We start from the raw sequence: 17,932 nt of genomic DNA, 5'->3' as shown, positions 1-17,932 counted from the left end.
TTACTGCACTAGGAGGATGAAAGCCGTATAATCGCCTCATGTTTTATTGTGGTATATAGAAATGAGCGAACAACCAAAAGAAAAAACGTTTCTCCTTGGTGGGAGCATCGAAAAGGCAATGACTGGTCAGGTTGAATTAAGTCCTGTTAGTGTACTTCAAGAAGCGTGGAAGAATACGATTACGCATTTCTTCACGTTTTCGCCCGCTATTTTATTGCTGACGTTTTCTTATATGGCAGTATTCTTCATTGCTTTACAAGTTCAATTAGGTGATCCCGCTATTTTGTTTCAAGCTTTCTTAGGTGAAACAGAACTGACGACGACTATCTCTTATGCAGCATTTGTTGCTGGTTTAAGTGCACAAGTTATTGTTTCTCCGTTAACGGCTGGAGCAAGCTTAATGGGCATGAGCCACGCGGCAGGGCTAAAGTGCCGTTCAAGTTATATCTTTAAAGGGATGGCTTCTGCGGGCATGGTTGCTTTAGTCACGATTCTTTCTGAGGTTTTACAAGGTTTGGTAAATATTTATTTACCAATGGTTGCCCTTTATTTATCAATGGCTTTTGGCTTTGCTATTCTTTTAGTGTGTGAGAAAAAAGTCCCACCATTAAAAGCCTTGCTATATTCATTTAGAGCAACGAATAAAAAGCTTACATCAATGCTTCTTATTCATGTTGTGATTATGCTTGCTTTGGTGTTTGGTATTGCTTTATATGGTGTAGGTTTAATTGTGGTGATGCCATTTATCTTTAATATTAAAGGTATTCTTTATCGTAATATGTTCGGTATTACTCTAAAAGTAATGGTGAAAAATGACGAGGATAGTGGTAATAACGATGACCACAATGCCCCAAATCAAGATGTTAAAAATAATATTTTCAATGCGTGAGTTCTGTAATGATTAAAAAAATTCTTGTTCTATCTGCTGTATTAATGATGTCTGCTTGTACTCCAAGAGAAGATGTTCCTGATTTTAAAGCCTTTACTGATGTAAAAGAGAAGAAAGCCGCTTTCTTTAATTTTATGTACCCAGCTGTGGTTGCTGAAAATGCTCGAGTTAAAGAAGAACGAACTTTCTTAGAATCTCTAGTTATGAAATTAGACAACGATACTGAGATTTCAAAAAAAGAGTTAGATAGAGCAACAGAGTTGTCTTCTTTATATAAAGGAAAATTGACGGATGCAGGTATTACCGCCGATTGGGTAAATGCAATGTTGGTTAAAGTTGATTATATTCCAGCGCCACTTGTGTTAAGCCAAGGGGCAAATGAATCAGCATGGGGGACATCTCGTTTTGCACGTGAAGCCAACAACTACTTTGGGCAGTGGTGTTACACTAAAGGTTGTGGTGTTGTTCCAAGTAAGCGCAACGAAGGTGCCGCTCACGAGGTGGCAAAATTTGATTCATCACAAGATGCGGTTCATGCTTATTTTATGAATGTAAACCGTAATGATGCGTATGCTGAACTTCGTATCATTCGTGCTAAATTACACAGTTCTCCTGAGGCATTAACACCAGAACAAGAAGCAAATGCATTAGCACATGGACTTATTCGTTACTCTGAACGTGGCGATGCTTACGTAGAAGAGATCCAAGCGATGATCCGTCATAACAGTCAGTATTGGAGATAAAATGAAAAAATGGATTGGTGCGACAACGTTGTCACTGTTGTGTTTGGCGTTACCAGTTAAAGCTGAGCAGTATCGTTTTACTTATTCGAAACTGTATTACCAGTTAAAAGTAAATCAAAAAGAAGGCCACGAAGATGTTCGCATGGCATTGTTCTTTAATGATTCACAAACGGGTAAAGCCTGTCAAATAACAAAAGCATGGATGGAAAAAGAAGAGCATTATGAGGAATTCACAATTCCAACTAATCAGGAGCTGCTTCTTCCAATTGATGACAACTTAAAATCAGCCAATCCATTAGTTTATATTCAAACAGAGGAAGGCAAGCAATGCGATATTTCGATGGAAGTATTAGCAAATAATCCACTGATAGGGACGGTGAGTGTTAATGAATTAACGCTATTAACAACTCAAATGGATGCGATGCTTTCTGATATTGGAGGTATGTTCTCTAAGTATTTTATGCCAGATGTAGAAGGCGTGCGTTTTGTTTTTAGTGACGCGGTAACATCAGGAATTAAAGCATCTAATGGCGTAATAATTCCTATTGAAAATGGGAAGGCAACGATAGACTTAAGATCCTTCAGTAAAGAGGATTCTTTTGAATTACCCGCCACGCCATTGAAGGTCACCCCTTGGCTTGTTAAGTAATCTGTTTCAATTAAATAAAAAATGGCGTTACTTTTAATAAGTAACGCCATTTTTATATATGATTTTTAGATAACGTGAGTATCTATGACTTGCAGTTCAACATAAGATTATTGAACGTTTACTACATTTAATTGTAAAGACGGGTCAAATTCTGCGACTGCATCATCAGCATCAACAGGTTGAACTGGCATGTCTTCTTTATCAAAACCAATGTCTCCGCCATTAATGATACCAGAATCACTGTTAATGCTCTTGAAATCAAAGGTGTTAAAATCAGCAAGGTGACTTGGTACTACGTTTTGCATTGCAGTAAACATAGATTCAATACGCCCTGGGAATTGGCTATCCCATGTATTCAGCATTTGCTTAATATTTTGGCGTTGCATGTTAGGTTGAGAGCCACAAAGATTACATGGAATGATAGGGTAATCAGCCAGATCAGCGTATTTTATGATGTCTTTTTCACGACAATAAGCCAATGGACGAATTACTACGTGCTCGCCATTATCAGAAACTAACTTTGGTGGCATTCCTTTTAGTTTGCCGCCGTAGAACATGTTTAAGAACATCGTTTCTAAAATATCATCACGATGATGACCAAGTGCAATTTTAGTTGCCCCTAGCTCTTTTGCTGTGCGGTACAAAATACCACGACGTAAACGTGAGCATAAAGAACAAGTAGTTTTACCTTCAACTAATTTGTCTTGAACAATCGAATAAGTATCTTCTTCGACAACCTTATATTCAACACCTAGCTTTTCTAAGTACTCCGGTAGGATATGCGAAGGAAAGCCTGGCTGTTTTTGATCAAGGTTTACTGCGATTAGATCAAATGAGATAGGCGCACTTTTCTTTAAACCCATAAGAATATCTAACATGGTAAAACTGTCTTTACCACCAGATAGACAGACCATGATACGGTCGCCATCTTCAATCATATTGTAATCGGCAATTGCATTACCGGTATTACGACGGATTTTCTTTTGAAGCTTATTGAAATTGACTTGCTGCGCTTTAGTGAATTCGCTCATTTACTTACTCTAACATAATGATGGAACTGATAAGGCGGGTATTATACCCAATCAAGATCAATAAGCGAGTTTCGACGGAATTATTTTAGTAGTGAAAGGGCTACATGGTAGCCCTTTATTATGTTAAAGGAGAGTATTAAGTATTATTAGGGTCAAGAGGACTAATGTAACCTTCAGGTTTTAGGGCTAATATATCGCTGTTTAATAGAGACAATGTATTTTCAGCAGTATTTCCTATGAATATAGCCGATAAACCGGTACGACCTGTTGTTCCTAGTATTACCAGTCCAGCATGAAGTTCATCTTCAACTTCAGATATCACTTCTTCGGTTATACCTTCGTATACATGAGTTTGTTCTTCAGGCAGACCATGCTCTTGTCTTAATGCCTTCATTTGAGTCAAATGATGCCCACGAATAGCATCTTTATATTGAATGGAATCAAATTCAGGTAATTCAACATGGATAGAAGGAGGCGTTGAAGGATAGGCATTCACTAAATGAGCGGTAGAATTTAAAATCTCCGCAAAGTATTTTGCTTCTTCTACCATTTTATGATTAAGAGCAAGGTGTGCTGGGTTTTCAGAGCCAACATGAACCGAGGCTAAAATATTTCCATTGTTTGGCCAGCCTCTTTCTTTAACTAAAAGTACAGGAATAGGGGCTTTACGTAGTAGATGCCAATCTGTAGGGGTAAAAAATACGGTTTCAAATTTAGCGTGCTCGCGAGTGGCTTTAACCAGTAAATCGTAACCACCGTCAAATATTTCATGAATAATGGCTTCATAAGGTCTATTATGCCAAACGATTTTTACCGTAACGGTAACATGATTAGGGATATCATAACTATCGATAATATCATTAAGCATTTTCATTTTTTGAGAAACTACGCCATTTCTCATTGCTGTTCTTTCATCAGCAGAAAGCATTGACGTCATTTCATAAGAAAAGTCGTAAGTTGTGCAGAATAGAGTGATTTCGGATGTTTTTGTACTGCGCTTAGCTATTTCTAATGCGCGATATAGTGCGGGTTGTTCATCCTGATCAATAATCCCTGCAACAAGTATTTTACGATAGCGGTTCATAGTAACCTCCTTGGTAAAACCAAATCTATAACATCGTTTTGTTATATTTACTTTAGCACCTTGGGGGGGAATTTGTAGCGTTAGAATACAAAAAAGTGAAGTACTTCAAAGAGAAATACCTCACTTTTTTATGTTATTTGTGGGAGGAGAGGACTTATTTTATCTCTTTTGCAGAACCTGCTAATTCAGCCAATGCATCGTGATCATTAATCGTGATGTATTTGCCTTTAACCGTAAGCATTTCTGTTTTTTGGAAGCGACCTAATAATCGACTAATGGTTTCTACTGTTAAGCCTAAGTAGTTGCCAATATCACCACGTGTCATGGTTAAACGAAATTCTCTTGGAGAAAAACCTCGTTGATGGAAGCGGGTCGATAAATTATATAAGAAAGCAGCGAGACGTTCTTCAGCATTCTTTTTAGAAAGCAATAGGATCATTTCTTGATCGCCTTTGATTTCATTGCTCATCAAACGCATGATTTGTTGACGAAGTTTTGGCATTTTACCAGAAAGGTCATCAAGAATTTCATAAGGTATTTCACATACCATTGATGTTTCAAGAGCTTGAGCAAAACTTGGATGCTCAGCTTCAGAAATGGCATCAAAACCTACTAAATCACCAGCTAAGTGAAAAGCGGTAATTTGCTCATCGCCTTGCTCTGTAATTGTGTAACTCTTAATTGTTCCTGAGCGAATAGCATAGAGTGAACGTAGCTCATCACCAGCTTTAAAAAGCTCTTGGCCTTTTTGAATTGGTTTTTTACGCTCAATAATCTCATCCAACTGATCTAATTCTGATTCATTTAACGTGAATGGAATACATAGCTGACTGATACTACAATCTTGGCAGTGAATAGCACAACCGCCTGATTGGATTCGTTTGTTTGCTGAGTTATCTGACATCATTTAATTCAATGCTCTTATAATTGACCTATGTCAATTTTAACATTAACCTGAACCAAAGTGGTAGCATAAAAACAAAACTATGCAAAAAAAATATAATTAGTTTAGTTGATCTATAGCAATATATATCGTATGAATTCCGTATGCTAATAATAATAAACCGCTAATGTTCTTGGTTATCTTGTGGTTTAACCATGATTTAAAGATTTGAGCACCTAGGCCAACTAAAAACATGGCCGGGAGGGTGCCTAAACCAAATGCCATCATAATTAATGCACCATTGTTGGCACTACCTGAAACAGCAGCCCAGCTTAATGTTGAATAAACCAACCCACAAGGTAGCCAACCCCATAAAAATCCAAATGGAATCGCATGCAGGGGCGTTTTTAAAGGAAGGAGTGGTTTTGTTAATGGTGATATTAATTGCCATAGCCGTTTGCCTATCACTTCAATATAAACGAGACCTTTCCACCAATTAGCGATATAACATGCTAATAGACACATGAGTAGCCCAGCCAATACTCTTAATGCTACTAATGCACTATAACTTTCTGATGCTAGGGCAATCGAAACAAACAACCCACCAATAATATAACCAAAAAGAGAATATGAAATTATTCTTCCAATATTATAAAGAAGGATAAATTGCCAGCGCGGATGTCTTTTGTTTGTCGAATTCATTGATATTACGGCAGATATACCGCCGCACATTCCTATACAATGAGCCGCTCCCATCACTCCAACAAAAAAAGCGCCTACAAGATCAATGTTCATTTTTATTCTTTTTTACTGGGGTGTCTTCATCAAATAAAATTTCAGTTCCTTGACGATCTAAGTCTTCAAATTGGTCACTCTTAACAGCCCAAATAAAGACAACAACGGCAACACAAACTAACATGATCGCAATTGGGATTAATAAATATAAACTAGCCATTTTCTTTTAATAACCTGAGTGAATTAGATACAACAATAATTGAACTTCCCGACATTCCAACAACGGCAATATAAGGAGCGACCAATCCCATGACGGCAAGAGGTAAGATAATGGCATTATAGCCTAATGCCCATGCTAAGTTTTCACGGATTATTTTCCGAGTTTTGATTGCCAACTCTCTCGCTTCAATAAGTCGAGAGAGGTTGTCTCCTAGTAAAATCATATCAGCAGAGGCTTTTGCTACATCAGTTCCTGATCCCATAGCAATAGATAAATGCGCACCAGCAAGAGTAGGGGCATCATTAATGCCATCACCAACCATTAAGCTTACTTCTTGTTTTGGTAATGATTTTAAATAATCCAATTTACCTTGCGGTGTTGCCCCTGAAATGACGTCATCAATATCTAAAGCTTTAGCCACTCTTTCAACAGAAGAGCTACTGTCACCAGTGAGCATTGTAACTTTAATACCTAAATGGTGCAGGGATTGAATTAAGACTCTACTTTCTTGGCGAATTGGGTCATCCAATACAAAAGCGGCAACCGCTTGTCCATTTTTAGATAACCACACTTGATAATCTTGATGGTTTTCTAATTGACAATTTTGTGCGGCAAAGATTTTATGACCAATTTTCCATTCATCGTTACCGATAAAGCCTTGTAAGCCAGAGCCTATAATATTTTCAACTCGTTCAAAACGGGTCTGCGTTGAGTCTCGATACTGTGAAAAAGCACGAGCAATAGGATGATTGGCAAAAGATTCTAGTTCTGCTGCAATCATTTTTATTTCTTTTTCTGAAATATCAGTAAAAGAATGAAGTTGAGTTAGGCGAATATTACCTTCTGTTAACGTGCCTGTTTTATCAATTACTAAGCGATTTACTTTGCATAATGTTTCTAATACATGACCACGGCGTAACATTAAACCAAGCTGTGCTAAGCGAGAAGTAGAGCAAGTAATCGCAGTTGGTGTCGCTAGAGATAAAGCACAAGGACAAGTAGCGACTAAAACAGATAGCATGATCCAAAAAGCATTATCAGGTTTGGTGTCATGCCAATAAAACCAAGTAAATGCAGAAATAATTAAAATACCAGCAACAAAATAACGAGCCACTAAATCAGCAATCTCAGCCACTTTAGGCTTCGACATTTGAGCCTCATCTTGTAATTTCACGATATTAGAGATTAATGAATCAGCTTTGGTTTTTGTGACTTTAATCGTGAGGTTTCCATCACCATTAATTGTACCGGCATAAACAAGGTCGGCTTCTTTTTTAGCGACTGGCATTGATTCACCTGTAAACATGGATTCATCAATAGCACTACAACCAGAGAGAACGATACCGTCTGCAGGTAAGTGTTCTCCTGGTGGAACAATTACGGTGTCACCAACATCGAGCGTTCTTGCGGGCACTTTTTTACCTGATATTAATGTCGCCATAACAGGTATTAATTTTAATAAGTTACCAGTAATTGCGGCCGCTTTACGACGAGCTCGCATTTCTAAGAATCGACCAAGTAACAAGAAAAAAGTAAACATCGCCACCGATTCAAAAAAAACTTCTCCTGTTTCGGTCACGGTTGCAACAACACTTGCAAAGTAAGCAAATAGCATAGCAATAGAAACAGGGACATCCATTCCTAATGTCCTTGCTTTTAAGCTACGCCAAGCGTTCATATAAAATGGTAATGCGGAATAAAGCATTACTGGTGTTGCAAAAACTAAACTGACATAACGAAGGTAATTTCTAAACTCTGCATCTAAATCACCAAATACTTCTAGGTATAAGGCAACAGCAAGCATCATGACTTGCATCGTAGCTAAACCTGCAATACCTAGACGATATAAGTATTGCTTCATTGAACGATGGTATTCTTCTTCTTGTTTATCTGCTTCAAATGGGGCAGCTTTATAACCAAGTTGGTGAATAAGAGTTAACAACGTACTTAATTTTGTTTCTTTTGGATTCCAACTTAATAAGGCTCGATGTGTTGACGTATTAACTTGAATTCGATGGATGCCTTTGGCACTTGACAGTTGCTTTTCTATTAACCATGCACAAGCAGCACAAGAAACACCATCAAGTGACAGTGTCACCTCTTTGACGTTATCACTTGACCGAATAAACTCTTTTTGAATTTCACTATGGTCATAATGCACTAGAGCTTTAAGTTGTTCTGGAATTAAATCTGCTTTATCAGCAGGGGCAGTACGATATTGATAATAAGACGAGAGACCATTATCTACGATGGTTTGCGCGACAGATTCACAACCAGGGCAACACATATCGCGATGTTCACCTAAAATATCAACTTGAAAATGTGAACCGGAAGGAACCGGTTCACTACAGTGGTAACAATCCTTCGACATATGGTCTACTTACCTAAAGGAAAAAAATCTGCGGTAGGGAAATTTACGCGCCCTTGAATCATCCAAGCACTGTTATGTGGCAATAATTCAATAAACCAAGGACCCGTTAAAGGTTCTTCTAATTGAATACGATAAACACTTTTTGCATCAGAGGTTAATAATTGCGAGAAATCATGATTTGGCAATGTACGGTGAGTAAAAATAGCTTTAATTGCAGGATTATGCTCGAGCTTTCCTTTATCTAATTGAATTTCAATAGTGTTATCCACAGTGCGAACCTTAGCAAAAATTGAAAGTTCTTGAGCTACTTTGATTTTTGAAAGATCGACATTGATTGCTTTGCCTTTCTTGTAATAGTCTTCTGCGACCAGATCAACATCGTGCTCTACAAATAAAATGTAAGTTGATATACAAGCAACGACAACGGTACCTGGAAGAATGATGAGAAACCAAGGCCAGAACTGCTTATACCAAGGTTGAGACATAGTAATAATTCCCTATTAAAGTACTTTAGTTAAAAAAGTAAAAGCCCCTGAGTATACAGGGGCGTTGTTCTTATTATTTATTACTTAAGCTCCAGACATAAGCAGAAAGAAGTTGAACTTTCTCTTCGCCTAATATGTCTTTCCAAGCTGGCATTACACCTTGACGGCCATTAGCTACTGTTTCAGTAACATCAGCACGAGAATCGCCAAATAACCAATCATTATCAGTTAGATCAGGAGCCCCAAGAGCAGGGTTACCTTTGCCATCTGTACCATGACAAGCAGCACAAACGATAAATCGTTGTTTACCTGCAGCAGCTTCTTTAACGTTTACTTTACGGCCAGATAGGCTAAGAGTATAACTTACTACTTCTTTAACACCATCTGCACCTAAAGCATCCCCCCAAGCTGGCATGTTACCAATACGACCATTCATAATAGTTGTTTTGATAGCTTGAGGCTCACCACCATATAACCATGCATTATCGGTTAGGTTAGGGAAGCCTTTCATGCCTCTTGCATCAGAGCTATGACACTGAGAACAGTTTTGTAGGAACAAACGTTGACCTACTTTTAATGCTTCTTTGTCATTTGCAATGTCAGTAATAGCACGGAACTCAGAGGTTCCTGGCTTATAGGCAAGTTTTGAAAATGTTTCACCAAAACTTTGGTTCGCTTCATCAAGTTCTCGAGCGTATTCATCAAGCGTTTTATCTTTATGAGAACGCGCTATTGATGCTCTTGATTCTTCGACGGTTCGAACGGTTTGATCTGAACTTGTCCAGCCTAATACGCCTTTGAAGTTGCCTAATCCTGGGTAAAGAATTAAATAAACAATCGCAAAAACGATTGTTGCCCAGAACATATAAGACCACCATTTTGGTAATGGATTATTTAGCTCACGAATACCATCGTATTCATGACCCATATCTTCACCTTCTTCAACGCCTGTAGTGTTTTTCAGACAAAAACGAAGAAGTAAACCACAACCTATCAGCGTACCAATGGTAATGACACTTATCCAGAGACTCCAAAAAGTACTCATTATTTTTCGACTCCTGTCTTAAGTTGGCTTGAAGTACTATTTTCTTCTTCATCAGCAAAAATCAAATTAGCCGCTTCTTCAAAACGTGTTTTTTGTTTTTTACTGTATGCCCAGAAAATAATGCCTACCATGCTTAAAAACAGAATGACTGTCCAAATTGCATGAATAGTTCCAGCGTCCATAGGGACCTCCTTACTTCATTGCGTGGCCAAGAGACTGAAGGTAAGCAATAAGTGCATCCATTTCAGTCTTGCCTTTAACCGCTTCAGATGCATTTTTCACATCATCTTCAGTGTATGGAACACCAAAGTTATTACGGAAAATGGCAATTTTCTTCGACGTTAATTTACCATCAAGCACGTTCTCAGCTAACCAAGGGAAGCCAGGCATGTTTGATTCAGGAACTACATCACGAGGGTTCATTAAGTGAACACGATGCCACTCATCAGAATATCGTTCACCAACTCGAGCTAGATCTGGACCTGTACGTTTAGAACCCCATAAGAATGGATGCTCCCAAACACTTTCACCAGCAACAGAATAATGACCGTAACGTTCCGTTTCTGCACGGAATGGACGGATCATTTGGCTGTGACAAACATTACAACCTTCACGGATGTAGATATCACGACCTTCCATTTCTAGAGGGGTGTATACGCGTAGGTTCTCAACTGGCTCTGTTGTTTGCTTTTGGAATATTAGCGGAGTGATCTCGACTAATGCACCAAAACTAATAGCAACAATAACCAATACAGCGAGGAGACCAACATTTTTTTCTATGATTTCATGACGATTAGAACTCATAACCTGATCTCCTTATAGTGTTGGTTGAGGAATTGCTTTTAGGCTATTCTTCGGTGAGGAAATGGTCTTATATGCATTATATGCAAGTAGGAACATACCTGACAGGAAGATTAAACCACCAACAAAACGAACGAAATAGAATGGGTAAGATGCTTCTAATGATTCAACAAAGCTATACGTTAATGTGCCATCTGCGTTAACCGCACGCCACATTAGACCTTGCATAACACCTGAAATCCACATCGCCACGATATAAAGAACAGTACCAATCGTCGCTAACCAAAAATGAACATTGATAAGGGATACAGAATACATACGTTCTTGACCAAATAGCTTAGGTATTAAATGGTACAGTGCACCAATCGTAACCATCGCAACCCAACCTAATGCACCAGAATGAACATGACCGATAGTCCAGTCAGTATAATGAGAGAGTGCGTTAACTGATTTAATCGCCATCATCGGACCTTCAAAGGTAGACATACCATAGAACGATAAAGAAACGACTAAGAATCGAAGGATAGGGTCATAACGAAGTTTATGCCAAGCACCAGACAGCGTCATAATACCATTTATCATACCGCCCCAAGAAGGAGCAAATAAAACTAATGACATCACCATACCAAGTGACTGAGTCCAGTCAGGTAACGCAGTGTAATGTAAATGGTGAGGGCCGGCCCAGATATAAAGTGATACTAATGCCCAAAAATGCACAATAGATAAACGGTAAGAATAAACTGGACGTTCTGCTTGTTTTGGTACGAAGTAATACATCATACCTAAGAAGCCTGCAGTCAATAGAAATCCTACTGCATTATGGCCATACCACCATTGAACCATCGCATCGACAGCACCAGAGTAAATCGAATATGACTTACCTAGCGATACTGGAACAGCAAGGCTATTCACAATATGAAGAACCGCAACGGTTAATATAAATGCTCCAAAGAACCAGTTTGCAACGTAGATGTGAGATGTCTTACGTTTAAACAATGTTCCAAAGAAAACAATAGCATACGCAACCCAAACTAGAGTGATCGCGATATCAATCGGCCATTCTAATTCTGCATATTCTTTTCCTGATGTCATCCCTAGAGGCAACGAAATTGCTGCCGCTAAGATAATTGCTTGCCATCCCCAGAAGGTGAACGCAACTAATGGACCACCAAACAAACGTGTTTGACAAGTACGCTGAACAACATAATAAGATGTTGCAAAGAGGGCACTTGTACCGAATGCGAAAATCACTGCATTAGTATGCAGAGGACGCAAACGGCTATACGTAAGCCATGGTGTGTCAAAATTAAGTTGCGGCCAGACTAATTGAGCGGCAATTAATACACCCACACCCATGCCGACAATACCCCATAGAATAGTAACTAAGGTGAATTGACGAACAACGGTATAGTTGTAGTTTTGTTCATGCTGCTGTAATTGGCTCATAATTGCATGCTTCCACTTTTTTATTATAACTACACTTTACTTTCCTTAACGCGAACAAATTGTCCGCAATGCCATCCAAAATTCTATCTCTAATAATTAGATTTGTGACCCTTTTATTTTGAAATATCCTTTTTTAATGCAAAAATGGCATTTTCGACATCAATGATACTTCACTTCAAAAATGAATCATAGTTGGTGCCTATAGTAATTTTACGGTTAAGCAACATTTTTTCTCTTTTTTTGAACTAGATAACAAAGGTTTTTTCAACTATGGCTATAGAAAAGTTAACAGGTCCTCGTTTATATCAACTTATTTTCTTATTGGTGGTATTAATCACTGCATTTACTTGGAGAACAGTAACCTACGTTCCAGTAAGTGACATGAGTCTAATAAGTGAAGATTCTGATGTTTGTGACATAACAAATAAAGCATGTATATTGAATCTTGATAAGAATCAGATCATTATTGACGTAATAGAAAGGCCCATTAAACAAAACACTGAAATGACTGTATCTGTAGCAGGAAGTGATACAGAATTAAAAATTGAAGCGGAAGGAATAGATATGAATATGGGAATACTAAAATTCATTCCTGAAAAAGCGGGTAATAACAGTCAATTGTATTCGGTTTTTTTACCTAAATGTAAACACAATGAAATGAGGTGGAAAATGAACATCACCTTAAAAGAAAAGACATTAAATGTTATTTTTTCAGATAAAAAGTGATTAAATACAATGAGTTAAATTTTTAACTGCTAAAAATAAAAGACTCAATCTAAAATTGATTAATTTGAAGCATAAGTAATACTACTTGGAATGGTTATGAAGATAATTAGCTGTATTTCACAGAAAACAGATACAGAAATTGCAATTAAAGAATGCATCATGAACCTGAAAGAAGAGTTTACTGAACCAAGTATTTTACTTTGCTATTTGACAGAAGAGTACGATGAAAAAATTGTATTATCATTATTAAAAGAATATTTTCCAACAAGTAAAATTCATGGCTGTAGTTCATGTCAGGGAATCATGACAAATGATGGTTTTGCTTCGAATAAGGCTATTGCGGTTTGGGGACTTATTGATTTAAAAAATGGTCGATACGGTACAAGCATTAGTCAATATGAAGACAATGATAATGTCGCTTTGCTCACCATTCAATTATTAGAATCTGCGATCTCTGACAGTGGTAGAGAAGGGGAATTGCCCTCATTAATTCTTCTTCATGCGACTTCCGGTCATGAAGAAATCATAATATCTACCATTGATGATTTTTTTGGAACAGCGGTACCTCTGATTGGAGGTACTGCTGCAGATAATCACAATAAAGGCAACTGGTGTATTTTTACTCAAGAAGATATCGTTAATACTGGTATCTCTATTTCTATCTTTTATCCCTCTTGTAAGGTCTCGTATTCTTTTCATTCCGGCTATGCACCCTTTGATATTTCTGGCTTCGTAACAAAAACCAACAAACGAATACTTTATGAAATTGATAACCTGCCAATTATTGATGTTTACAAAGAGTGGACACAAATGTCAGAACTCATTAATAAAGAACAAAATTTGTTAGAGCATATGGCCCAATATCCTTTAGGACGAATTGCTGGCTATATGGATAATGTCCCTTATTTTAAATTAGCCCACCCAGCAAAAATTACTCACGATGGGGGAATTGAATGTTTTGCAGATATTAATGTTGGCGATGAGATCTATATGATGTATGGAGAAAAGGACCAAATTATTTCTCGGCCTCAAAGAGTGATTAATTCAGCCATAGGGTATCAACCGGAAAATTTCATTCCCATTGGAGGAGTAAATATTTTTTGTGCGGGTTCTATGATGCATATTAAATCTTCAATGTTAAAAGTGTATGATTCCGTAACCTCAGCCATGCATGATGCTCCTTTTATTTGTCCATTCACTTTTGGTGAGCAGGGTCGATTTACCGGTGGTGAAAATGCACATGGTAATTTAATGGTTTCTACCGTTTTATTCCATTATTAATCAGGTAATTATTTTTGAAAAATCACACGGAGAAAGAACAACTTCAAGAGCTTAGGTTGGAATTAAAACGCAGTAAAGAACGTGAAGCTCATCTCCAAAAAGAAAACCAAGTAATATTAAATGGCCTTTCAATTATTTCGGAAGCTCAAACCAAAGAAGATATTTTTAATGGCTTATTGACTGTTATTAAAGAGTTTATTCCATTTGATAACGCTCTTGTTTTATCGTCGTCTAATGCTGAAATTTTCTCAGTCCTTGCATCTACTGATTCTTCTTTAAATAAATTAACCTGGAAATATAACGAGCTTTTTTATAGAGCTTGCCATAAAGAAACAATCGTTTTATTTAAACCATCTCAAACGCCTCACTTCACTTTTGATTCAAAGATATTACAATCGTATTTTACCTCTGTTGCCATTAGTGGAATAAAGTCCGATTCTGGTTATGCTGTCATTATTTTAATGAGTTCACATTTTGGTGTTTATTCCACATCAACGAAAGAAAGTTTACAGCGTTTTATGCCTCTTATTGAAAGGGCTATTATTGATATTGATTACAAAGATAGACTAAATGCATTAGTCGATATTAAAACGAAAGAATTAAAATTAAGCAAAGAACGCTTTCAAGATTTTGCTGAAACCGTAGGTGATTGGTTTTGGGAAACAGACCTTAAATTTAACTTCACCTATTTATCAGATTCAAAGATAAATAGCGTACCAATCCTCTCTCGAAATTTACTTAACCTTCTTGATGAGGAATTAATTATTTCGATAATTAATTCCTCAAGACATAATCAAACAGCTTTTAATGAGATTGAATGGTGTCCTGAAATATTCAATCATAAAATTTGGTTTTCTCTTAGTGGCACTCCATTTTTTGAAGAGTCTGGATTATTGCTTGGCTATAGAGGAACGTTGAAAGATATTTCCAGAAGAAAAAAACAAGTCCGAGATATTCAGAAATCTAAAAGCGAAGCAGAGAAAGCAAATACAGCAAAGTCTCAATTTCTTGCAATGATGAGTCATGAAATTAGAACGCCACTAAATGCTATTCTTGGATTAGTAGATGTATTTAAAGATAGTTCTTTATCTGGCAACCAAAGAGATTGGCTAAATCAAATGGAGTCATCAGCACAATTATTATTAACGATCATTAGTGATGTGTTAGATATTTCAAGAATTGAGGCAGGGTCATTTACTTTAGATGAACAGGTTATTGATTTACTAAGCACAATTAGTAACTCAGTTGATTTTTTCAAGGATAAGATAGACAGCGAACTGATAAATTTAAATGTGACCGTGTCACATAAAATAGCTAAGTATGTATATGGAGATCCAACAAGAATAGCTCAAATAATATTCAATCTTGTTGGAAATGCCGTAAAATTTACCGAAAAAGGCATTATTAGTGTAAATATTGCTCAGTTAGATGATGGTTTAATTTCAATATCAGTGTCTGATTCAGGTATTGGCATTAGTAAAAAGGCATTAAATCAATTATTCCAGCCATTTGTACAAGCAGATAGTTCAATTACTCGACAATATGGAGGTACAGGGTTAGGTTTATCGATCATAAAACACTTAACTGAATTAATGAATGGCACAATTACAGTCGAAAGTTCTTTAAATGAAGGGAGTAAATTCACCGTAGTTTTACCATTAAAAGAAACAACCAAAAAACCAAAAGTTATACTACATAATGATGTAGATATTTCGGTAAAAAGAATGCGAGTTCTTATTGCTGAAGATAACAAAGCCAATCAAGTAATAATTAAATTAATGCTAGAAAAGCAAGGGCACGAAGTCTGTATCGTAAATAATGGTGAAGATGCCATTAAAGAGATCACACAAAAATTAATATTAGATTATTACGATTTGATTTTAATGGATGTTTCAATGCCAATAAAAGATGGTATAACCGCAACCAAAGAACTAAGAAGTCTTGGGGTTAGATTACCGATTGTAGCAATAACAGCTCACGCGATGGAGACTGAAAAAAAATCATGCTTAGATGCTGGGATGAATGATTTTATTTCAAAACCGATAAGATCAATAGAGTTAACACAATTATTAGCTTCTATAGATTTACGCTAATAATCAATGGATGAATACGAAGTATTATTTAATGATTATTAGCTATTTTATGGTAAATACGATTATGGTTAAATTAGTAATGCGAAGAAACCACAGTGAGATAAGGGGATAACTATAGAACTAAACGTGGGCTTCTCCATACGCTATTTAACATAATATACATAATACGCACTTGGGTTAAGGCTTTTAATAGAGCGATATGTGCTGAATATGCTATATTTTATCTAGTCGTTTATGGTTTTATTTCTATTAAATTTGTCTCTATCTATAGTTATCGTTAAACTAGTCCACATTGTATTTTGTTACCTTGTCACGATTTATACTTTTCTTCATGTTGTGCTCAAGAACTTAAGGTTACCAATGAATATTACAAAGCTGCCATTATTTACCTTGTTATCTAGTATGTTCTTAACTGGCTGTGCTAGCTATTCAATCACAGAAAAAGAAATGACCGATTATCTTTCTAATGAAATTCATGTAGAAAAATCAGTTGGTGTCCCTGGCTTTATCTACGCACAAATTAATGTAGAAAACGTTGATGTGAAAATTGGGCGTCTTGATGCTGACAGGATCAGTGTTGTTGCTAACACTACCGCTGACATTCAAATGATGGATGAGATAAAACAGAATTTAAATTTAACACTAGAATTTAGCGCTATTCCTGAATACGACAAAGAAACGGGAGAAATCTATTTAAAATCATTGAAGTTAGAAAAATTTGAAGATAAAGATAAACAACTCTCAACTGATCTAATCTCGTTATTAAAGCCTGCAGTCTCTATGATTGGATACGCGTTATCGAATGAACCGGCGTACAAGTTAAGCTCTGATAAATTAAAAGAATCTTTAATTAAATCAGCTAAACCTAATTTAGTAATAAAAAACAATGCGTTAGTTATTGAGTTGTTTGATTAATATAATGCACTTTGGTTAAGGTGCATTATATCGCTGTACGTATTATCTTGTTGCGTGGATTATTGTTTTAATAATTCATGCAAATCTGCTTTAAGAGATGAAACCGTTTGGCTTGCCTTTTCTGTTCTTGACGCTTCACTTAACAAATACTCAATTGTATCTGAAAGCGTTGAATCAAGATCTTGAGCTCTAAGTGAGAGCTTTTCCCACACTCGAAAATCTAAGTCGATCGATTTTTTACGAGTATGCTCTTGTTCAGCATTAAAATGACGTTTTCTTTTTGCTCGAATCGCTTGTTTTAGTTTATTTTCTAGTTCTGGATTCATATGTTTTTGAATCCAGTTAAGTGCTTTTACTGGCTCATGTTCAAGTTTTAAAAACTCATCTACCCATTGCGCTTGCTCACTAGAATCAATATAACAAGTAATAGCTCCTCCCATACGGTGTTTATTAAATAAATACATCCATTTCCAACCGGCTTCTAGGTTTTCAAGTTGCTGATATTTCATGTACACCTAATATAAAGAGAATAAAA

Annotated in this window: 19 protein-coding genes; 7 read left to right on the top strand and 12 right to left on the bottom strand. The window is 36.7% G+C overall.

Features of this window, described 5'->3' with window-relative positions:
- The first annotated feature begins 61 nt into the window (after positions 1-61).
- Genes A6E03_RS08135 through A6E03_RS08125 form a run of 3 tightly spaced genes read left to right on the top strand, consistent with a single transcriptional unit; the run spans position 62 to position 2,281 of the window.
- On the top strand, positions 62-889 hold the full coding sequence (locus A6E03_RS08135; RefSeq protein WP_065591135.1) for a hypothetical protein: 828 nt from the start codon (positions 62-64) through the stop codon (positions 887-889).
- An 8-nt stretch (positions 890-897) separates the two neighbouring features.
- On the top strand, positions 898-1,632 hold the full coding sequence (locus tag A6E03_RS08130) for a glucosaminidase domain-containing protein (RefSeq protein ID WP_065591134.1): 735 nt from the start codon (positions 898-900) through the stop codon (positions 1,630-1,632).
- Position 1,633: 1 nt separating this feature from the next.
- Positions 1,634-2,281 carry a DUF2987 domain-containing protein gene (locus A6E03_RS08125; RefSeq protein ID WP_065591133.1) on the top strand — a complete coding sequence of 216 codons (648 nt, stop codon included), beginning with the start codon at positions 1,634-1,636 and terminating at the stop codon, positions 2,279-2,281.
- A gap of 107 nt (positions 2,282-2,388) precedes the next feature.
- Here the strand turns inward: A6E03_RS08125 and ttcA are convergent, their stop codons facing one another.
- The 11 genes from ttcA to ccoN form a co-directional block, all read right to left on the bottom strand.
- Positions 2,389-3,312 (bottom strand): tRNA 2-thiocytidine(32) synthetase TtcA, encoded by a 924-nt coding sequence (gene ttcA / locus A6E03_RS08120; protein ID WP_065591132.1) that lies wholly within the window; start codon positions 3,310-3,312, stop codon positions 2,389-2,391.
- A gap of 136 nt (positions 3,313-3,448) precedes the next feature.
- The gene (gene uspE / locus A6E03_RS08115; RefSeq protein WP_065591131.1) at positions 3,449-4,396 is read right to left on the bottom strand and encodes a universal stress protein UspE; all 948 of its coding nucleotides are present in this window, start codon (positions 4,394-4,396) and stop codon (positions 3,449-3,451) included.
- Between the two features lie 154 nt (positions 4,397-4,550).
- Positions 4,551-5,303, bottom strand: coding sequence for an FNR family transcription factor (locus A6E03_RS08110; protein ID WP_065591130.1), 753 nt, complete (start codon positions 5,301-5,303; stop codon positions 4,551-4,553).
- Between the two features lie 96 nt (positions 5,304-5,399).
- Positions 5,400-6,074 carry a sulfite exporter TauE/SafE family protein gene (locus tag A6E03_RS08105; RefSeq protein ID WP_065591129.1) on the bottom strand — a complete coding sequence of 225 codons (675 nt, stop codon included), beginning with the start codon at positions 6,072-6,074 and terminating at the stop codon, positions 5,400-5,402.
- Positions 6,064-6,234, bottom strand: a complete 171-nt coding sequence (ccoS, locus tag A6E03_RS08100; RefSeq protein WP_065600586.1) for a cbb3-type cytochrome oxidase assembly protein CcoS — start codon at positions 6,232-6,234, stop codon at positions 6,064-6,066. Before ccoS ends, A6E03_RS08105 begins: the two co-directional genes overlap by 11 nt.
- On the bottom strand, positions 6,227-8,605 hold the full coding sequence (locus A6E03_RS08095; protein ID WP_065600585.1) for a heavy metal translocating P-type ATPase: 2,379 nt from the start codon (positions 8,603-8,605) through the stop codon (positions 6,227-6,229). Before A6E03_RS08095 ends, ccoS begins: the two co-directional genes overlap by 8 nt.
- Before the next feature lie 5 nt (positions 8,606-8,610).
- The gene (locus A6E03_RS08090) at positions 8,611-9,090 is read right to left on the bottom strand and encodes a FixH family protein (RefSeq protein WP_065600584.1); all 480 of its coding nucleotides are present in this window, start codon (positions 9,088-9,090) and stop codon (positions 8,611-8,613) included.
- Between the two features lie 73 nt (positions 9,091-9,163).
- A complete protein-coding gene (gene ccoP / locus A6E03_RS08085) occupies positions 9,164-10,135 on the bottom strand; it encodes a cytochrome-c oxidase, cbb3-type subunit III (RefSeq protein ID WP_065600583.1) in 972 nt (323 codons plus the stop codon).
- A complete protein-coding gene (locus tag A6E03_RS08080) occupies positions 10,135-10,317 on the bottom strand; it encodes a CcoQ/FixQ family Cbb3-type cytochrome c oxidase assembly chaperone (RefSeq protein WP_060990987.1) in 183 nt (60 codons plus the stop codon). Before A6E03_RS08080 ends, ccoP begins: the two co-directional genes overlap by 1 nt.
- A 10-nt stretch (positions 10,318-10,327) precedes the next feature.
- Positions 10,328-10,939, bottom strand: a complete 612-nt coding sequence (ccoO, locus tag A6E03_RS08075; RefSeq protein ID WP_065591124.1) for a cytochrome-c oxidase, cbb3-type subunit II — start codon at positions 10,937-10,939, stop codon at positions 10,328-10,330.
- A 12-nt stretch (positions 10,940-10,951) separates the two neighbouring features.
- On the bottom strand, positions 10,952-12,382 hold the full coding sequence (ccoN, locus tag A6E03_RS08070) for a cytochrome-c oxidase, cbb3-type subunit I (protein ID WP_065591123.1): 1,431 nt from the start codon (positions 12,380-12,382) through the stop codon (positions 10,952-10,954).
- A gap of 270 nt (positions 12,383-12,652) precedes the next feature.
- Between ccoN and A6E03_RS08065 the strand changes: the two genes are divergently transcribed.
- The 4 genes from A6E03_RS08065 (at position 12,653) to A6E03_RS08050 (ending at position 17,397) form a co-directional block, all read left to right on the top strand.
- The gene (locus A6E03_RS08065) at positions 12,653-13,108 is read left to right on the top strand and encodes a hypothetical protein (RefSeq protein WP_065600582.1); all 456 of its coding nucleotides are present in this window, start codon (positions 12,653-12,655) and stop codon (positions 13,106-13,108) included.
- A gap of 96 nt (positions 13,109-13,204) precedes the next feature.
- Positions 13,205-14,389 (top strand): FIST signal transduction protein, encoded by a 1,185-nt coding sequence (locus tag A6E03_RS08060; protein WP_083190341.1) that lies wholly within the window; start codon positions 13,205-13,207, stop codon positions 14,387-14,389.
- Between the two features lie 14 nt (positions 14,390-14,403).
- Positions 14,404-16,482 (top strand): ATP-binding protein, encoded by a 2,079-nt coding sequence (locus A6E03_RS08055; RefSeq protein WP_065600581.1) that lies wholly within the window; start codon positions 14,404-14,406, stop codon positions 16,480-16,482.
- Positions 16,483-16,842: 360 nt separating this feature from the next.
- Positions 16,843-17,397: a DUF1439 domain-containing protein gene (locus tag A6E03_RS08050; RefSeq protein ID WP_065591120.1), complete on the top strand. Its 555-nt coding sequence runs from the start codon at positions 16,843-16,845 to the stop codon at positions 17,395-17,397.
- Between the two features lie 59 nt (positions 17,398-17,456).
- Here the strand turns inward: A6E03_RS08050 and matP are convergent, their stop codons facing one another.
- Complete coding sequence (matP, locus tag A6E03_RS08045; protein WP_065591119.1) at positions 17,457-17,906, bottom strand: macrodomain Ter protein MatP; 450 nt, start codon at positions 17,904-17,906, stop codon at positions 17,457-17,459.
- Between the last annotated feature and the right edge of the window lie 26 nt (positions 17,907-17,932).

This window comes from Aliivibrio sp. 1S128 (assembly GCF_001691065.1).
Lineage (GTDB): Bacteria > Pseudomonadota > Gammaproteobacteria > Enterobacterales > Vibrionaceae > Aliivibrio.
This window is presented reverse-complemented; position numbering and strand designations above follow the sequence as displayed.

What these genes read in the sequence shown, in the direction of transcription:
- A6E03_RS08135 (WP_065591135.1), top strand. Translation starts at nt 62, where the DNA reads ATGAGCGAACAACCAAAAGAAAAAACGTTTCTCCTTGGTGGGAGCATC.
- A6E03_RS08130 (WP_065591134.1), top strand. Translation starts at nt 898, where the DNA reads ATGATTAAAAAAATTCTTGTTCTATCTGCTGTATTAATGATGTCTGCT.
- A6E03_RS08125 (WP_065591133.1), top strand. Translation starts at nt 1,634, where the DNA reads ATGAAAAAATGGATTGGTGCGACAACGTTGTCACTGTTGTGTTTGGCG.
- ttcA (WP_065591132.1), bottom strand. Translation starts at nt 3,312, where the DNA reads ATGAGCGAATTCACTAAAGCGCAGCAAGTCAATTTCAATAAGCTTCAA.
- uspE (WP_065591131.1), bottom strand. Translation starts at nt 4,396, where the DNA reads ATGAACCGCTATCGTAAAATACTTGTTGCAGGGATTATTGATCAGGAT.
- A6E03_RS08110 (WP_065591130.1), bottom strand. Translation starts at nt 5,303, where the DNA reads ATGATGTCAGATAACTCAGCAAACAAACGAATCCAATCAGGCGGTTGT.
- A6E03_RS08105 (WP_065591129.1), bottom strand. Translation starts at nt 6,074, where the DNA reads ATGAACATTGATCTTGTAGGCGCTTTTTTTGTTGGAGTGATGGGAGCG.
- ccoS (WP_065600586.1), bottom strand. Translation starts at nt 6,234, where the DNA reads ATGGCTAGTTTATATTTATTAATCCCAATTGCGATCATGTTAGTTTGT.
- A6E03_RS08095 (WP_065600585.1), bottom strand. Translation starts at nt 8,605, where the DNA reads ATGTCGAAGGATTGTTACCACTGTAGTGAACCGGTTCCTTCCGGTTCA.
- A6E03_RS08090 (WP_065600584.1), bottom strand. Translation starts at nt 9,090, where the DNA reads ATGTCTCAACCTTGGTATAAGCAGTTCTGGCCTTGGTTTCTCATCATT.
- ccoP (WP_065600583.1), bottom strand. Translation starts at nt 10,135, where the DNA reads ATGAGTACTTTTTGGAGTCTCTGGATAAGTGTCATTACCATTGGTACG.
- A6E03_RS08080 (WP_060990987.1), bottom strand. Translation starts at nt 10,317, where the DNA reads ATGGACGCTGGAACTATTCATGCAATTTGGACAGTCATTCTGTTTTTA.
- ccoO (WP_065591124.1), bottom strand. Translation starts at nt 10,939, where the DNA reads ATGAGTTCTAATCGTCATGAAATCATAGAAAAAAATGTTGGTCTCCTC.
- ccoN (WP_065591123.1), bottom strand. Translation starts at nt 12,382, where the DNA reads ATGAGCCAATTACAGCAGCATGAACAAAACTACAACTATACCGTTGTT.
- A6E03_RS08065 (WP_065600582.1), top strand. Translation starts at nt 12,653, where the DNA reads ATGGCTATAGAAAAGTTAACAGGTCCTCGTTTATATCAACTTATTTTC.
- A6E03_RS08060 (WP_083190341.1), top strand. Translation starts at nt 13,205, where the DNA reads ATGAAGATAATTAGCTGTATTTCACAGAAAACAGATACAGAAATTGCA.
- A6E03_RS08050 (WP_065591120.1), top strand. Translation starts at nt 16,843, where the DNA reads ATGAATATTACAAAGCTGCCATTATTTACCTTGTTATCTAGTATGTTC.
- matP (WP_065591119.1), bottom strand. Translation starts at nt 17,906, where the DNA reads ATGAAATATCAGCAACTTGAAAACCTAGAAGCCGGTTGGAAATGGATG.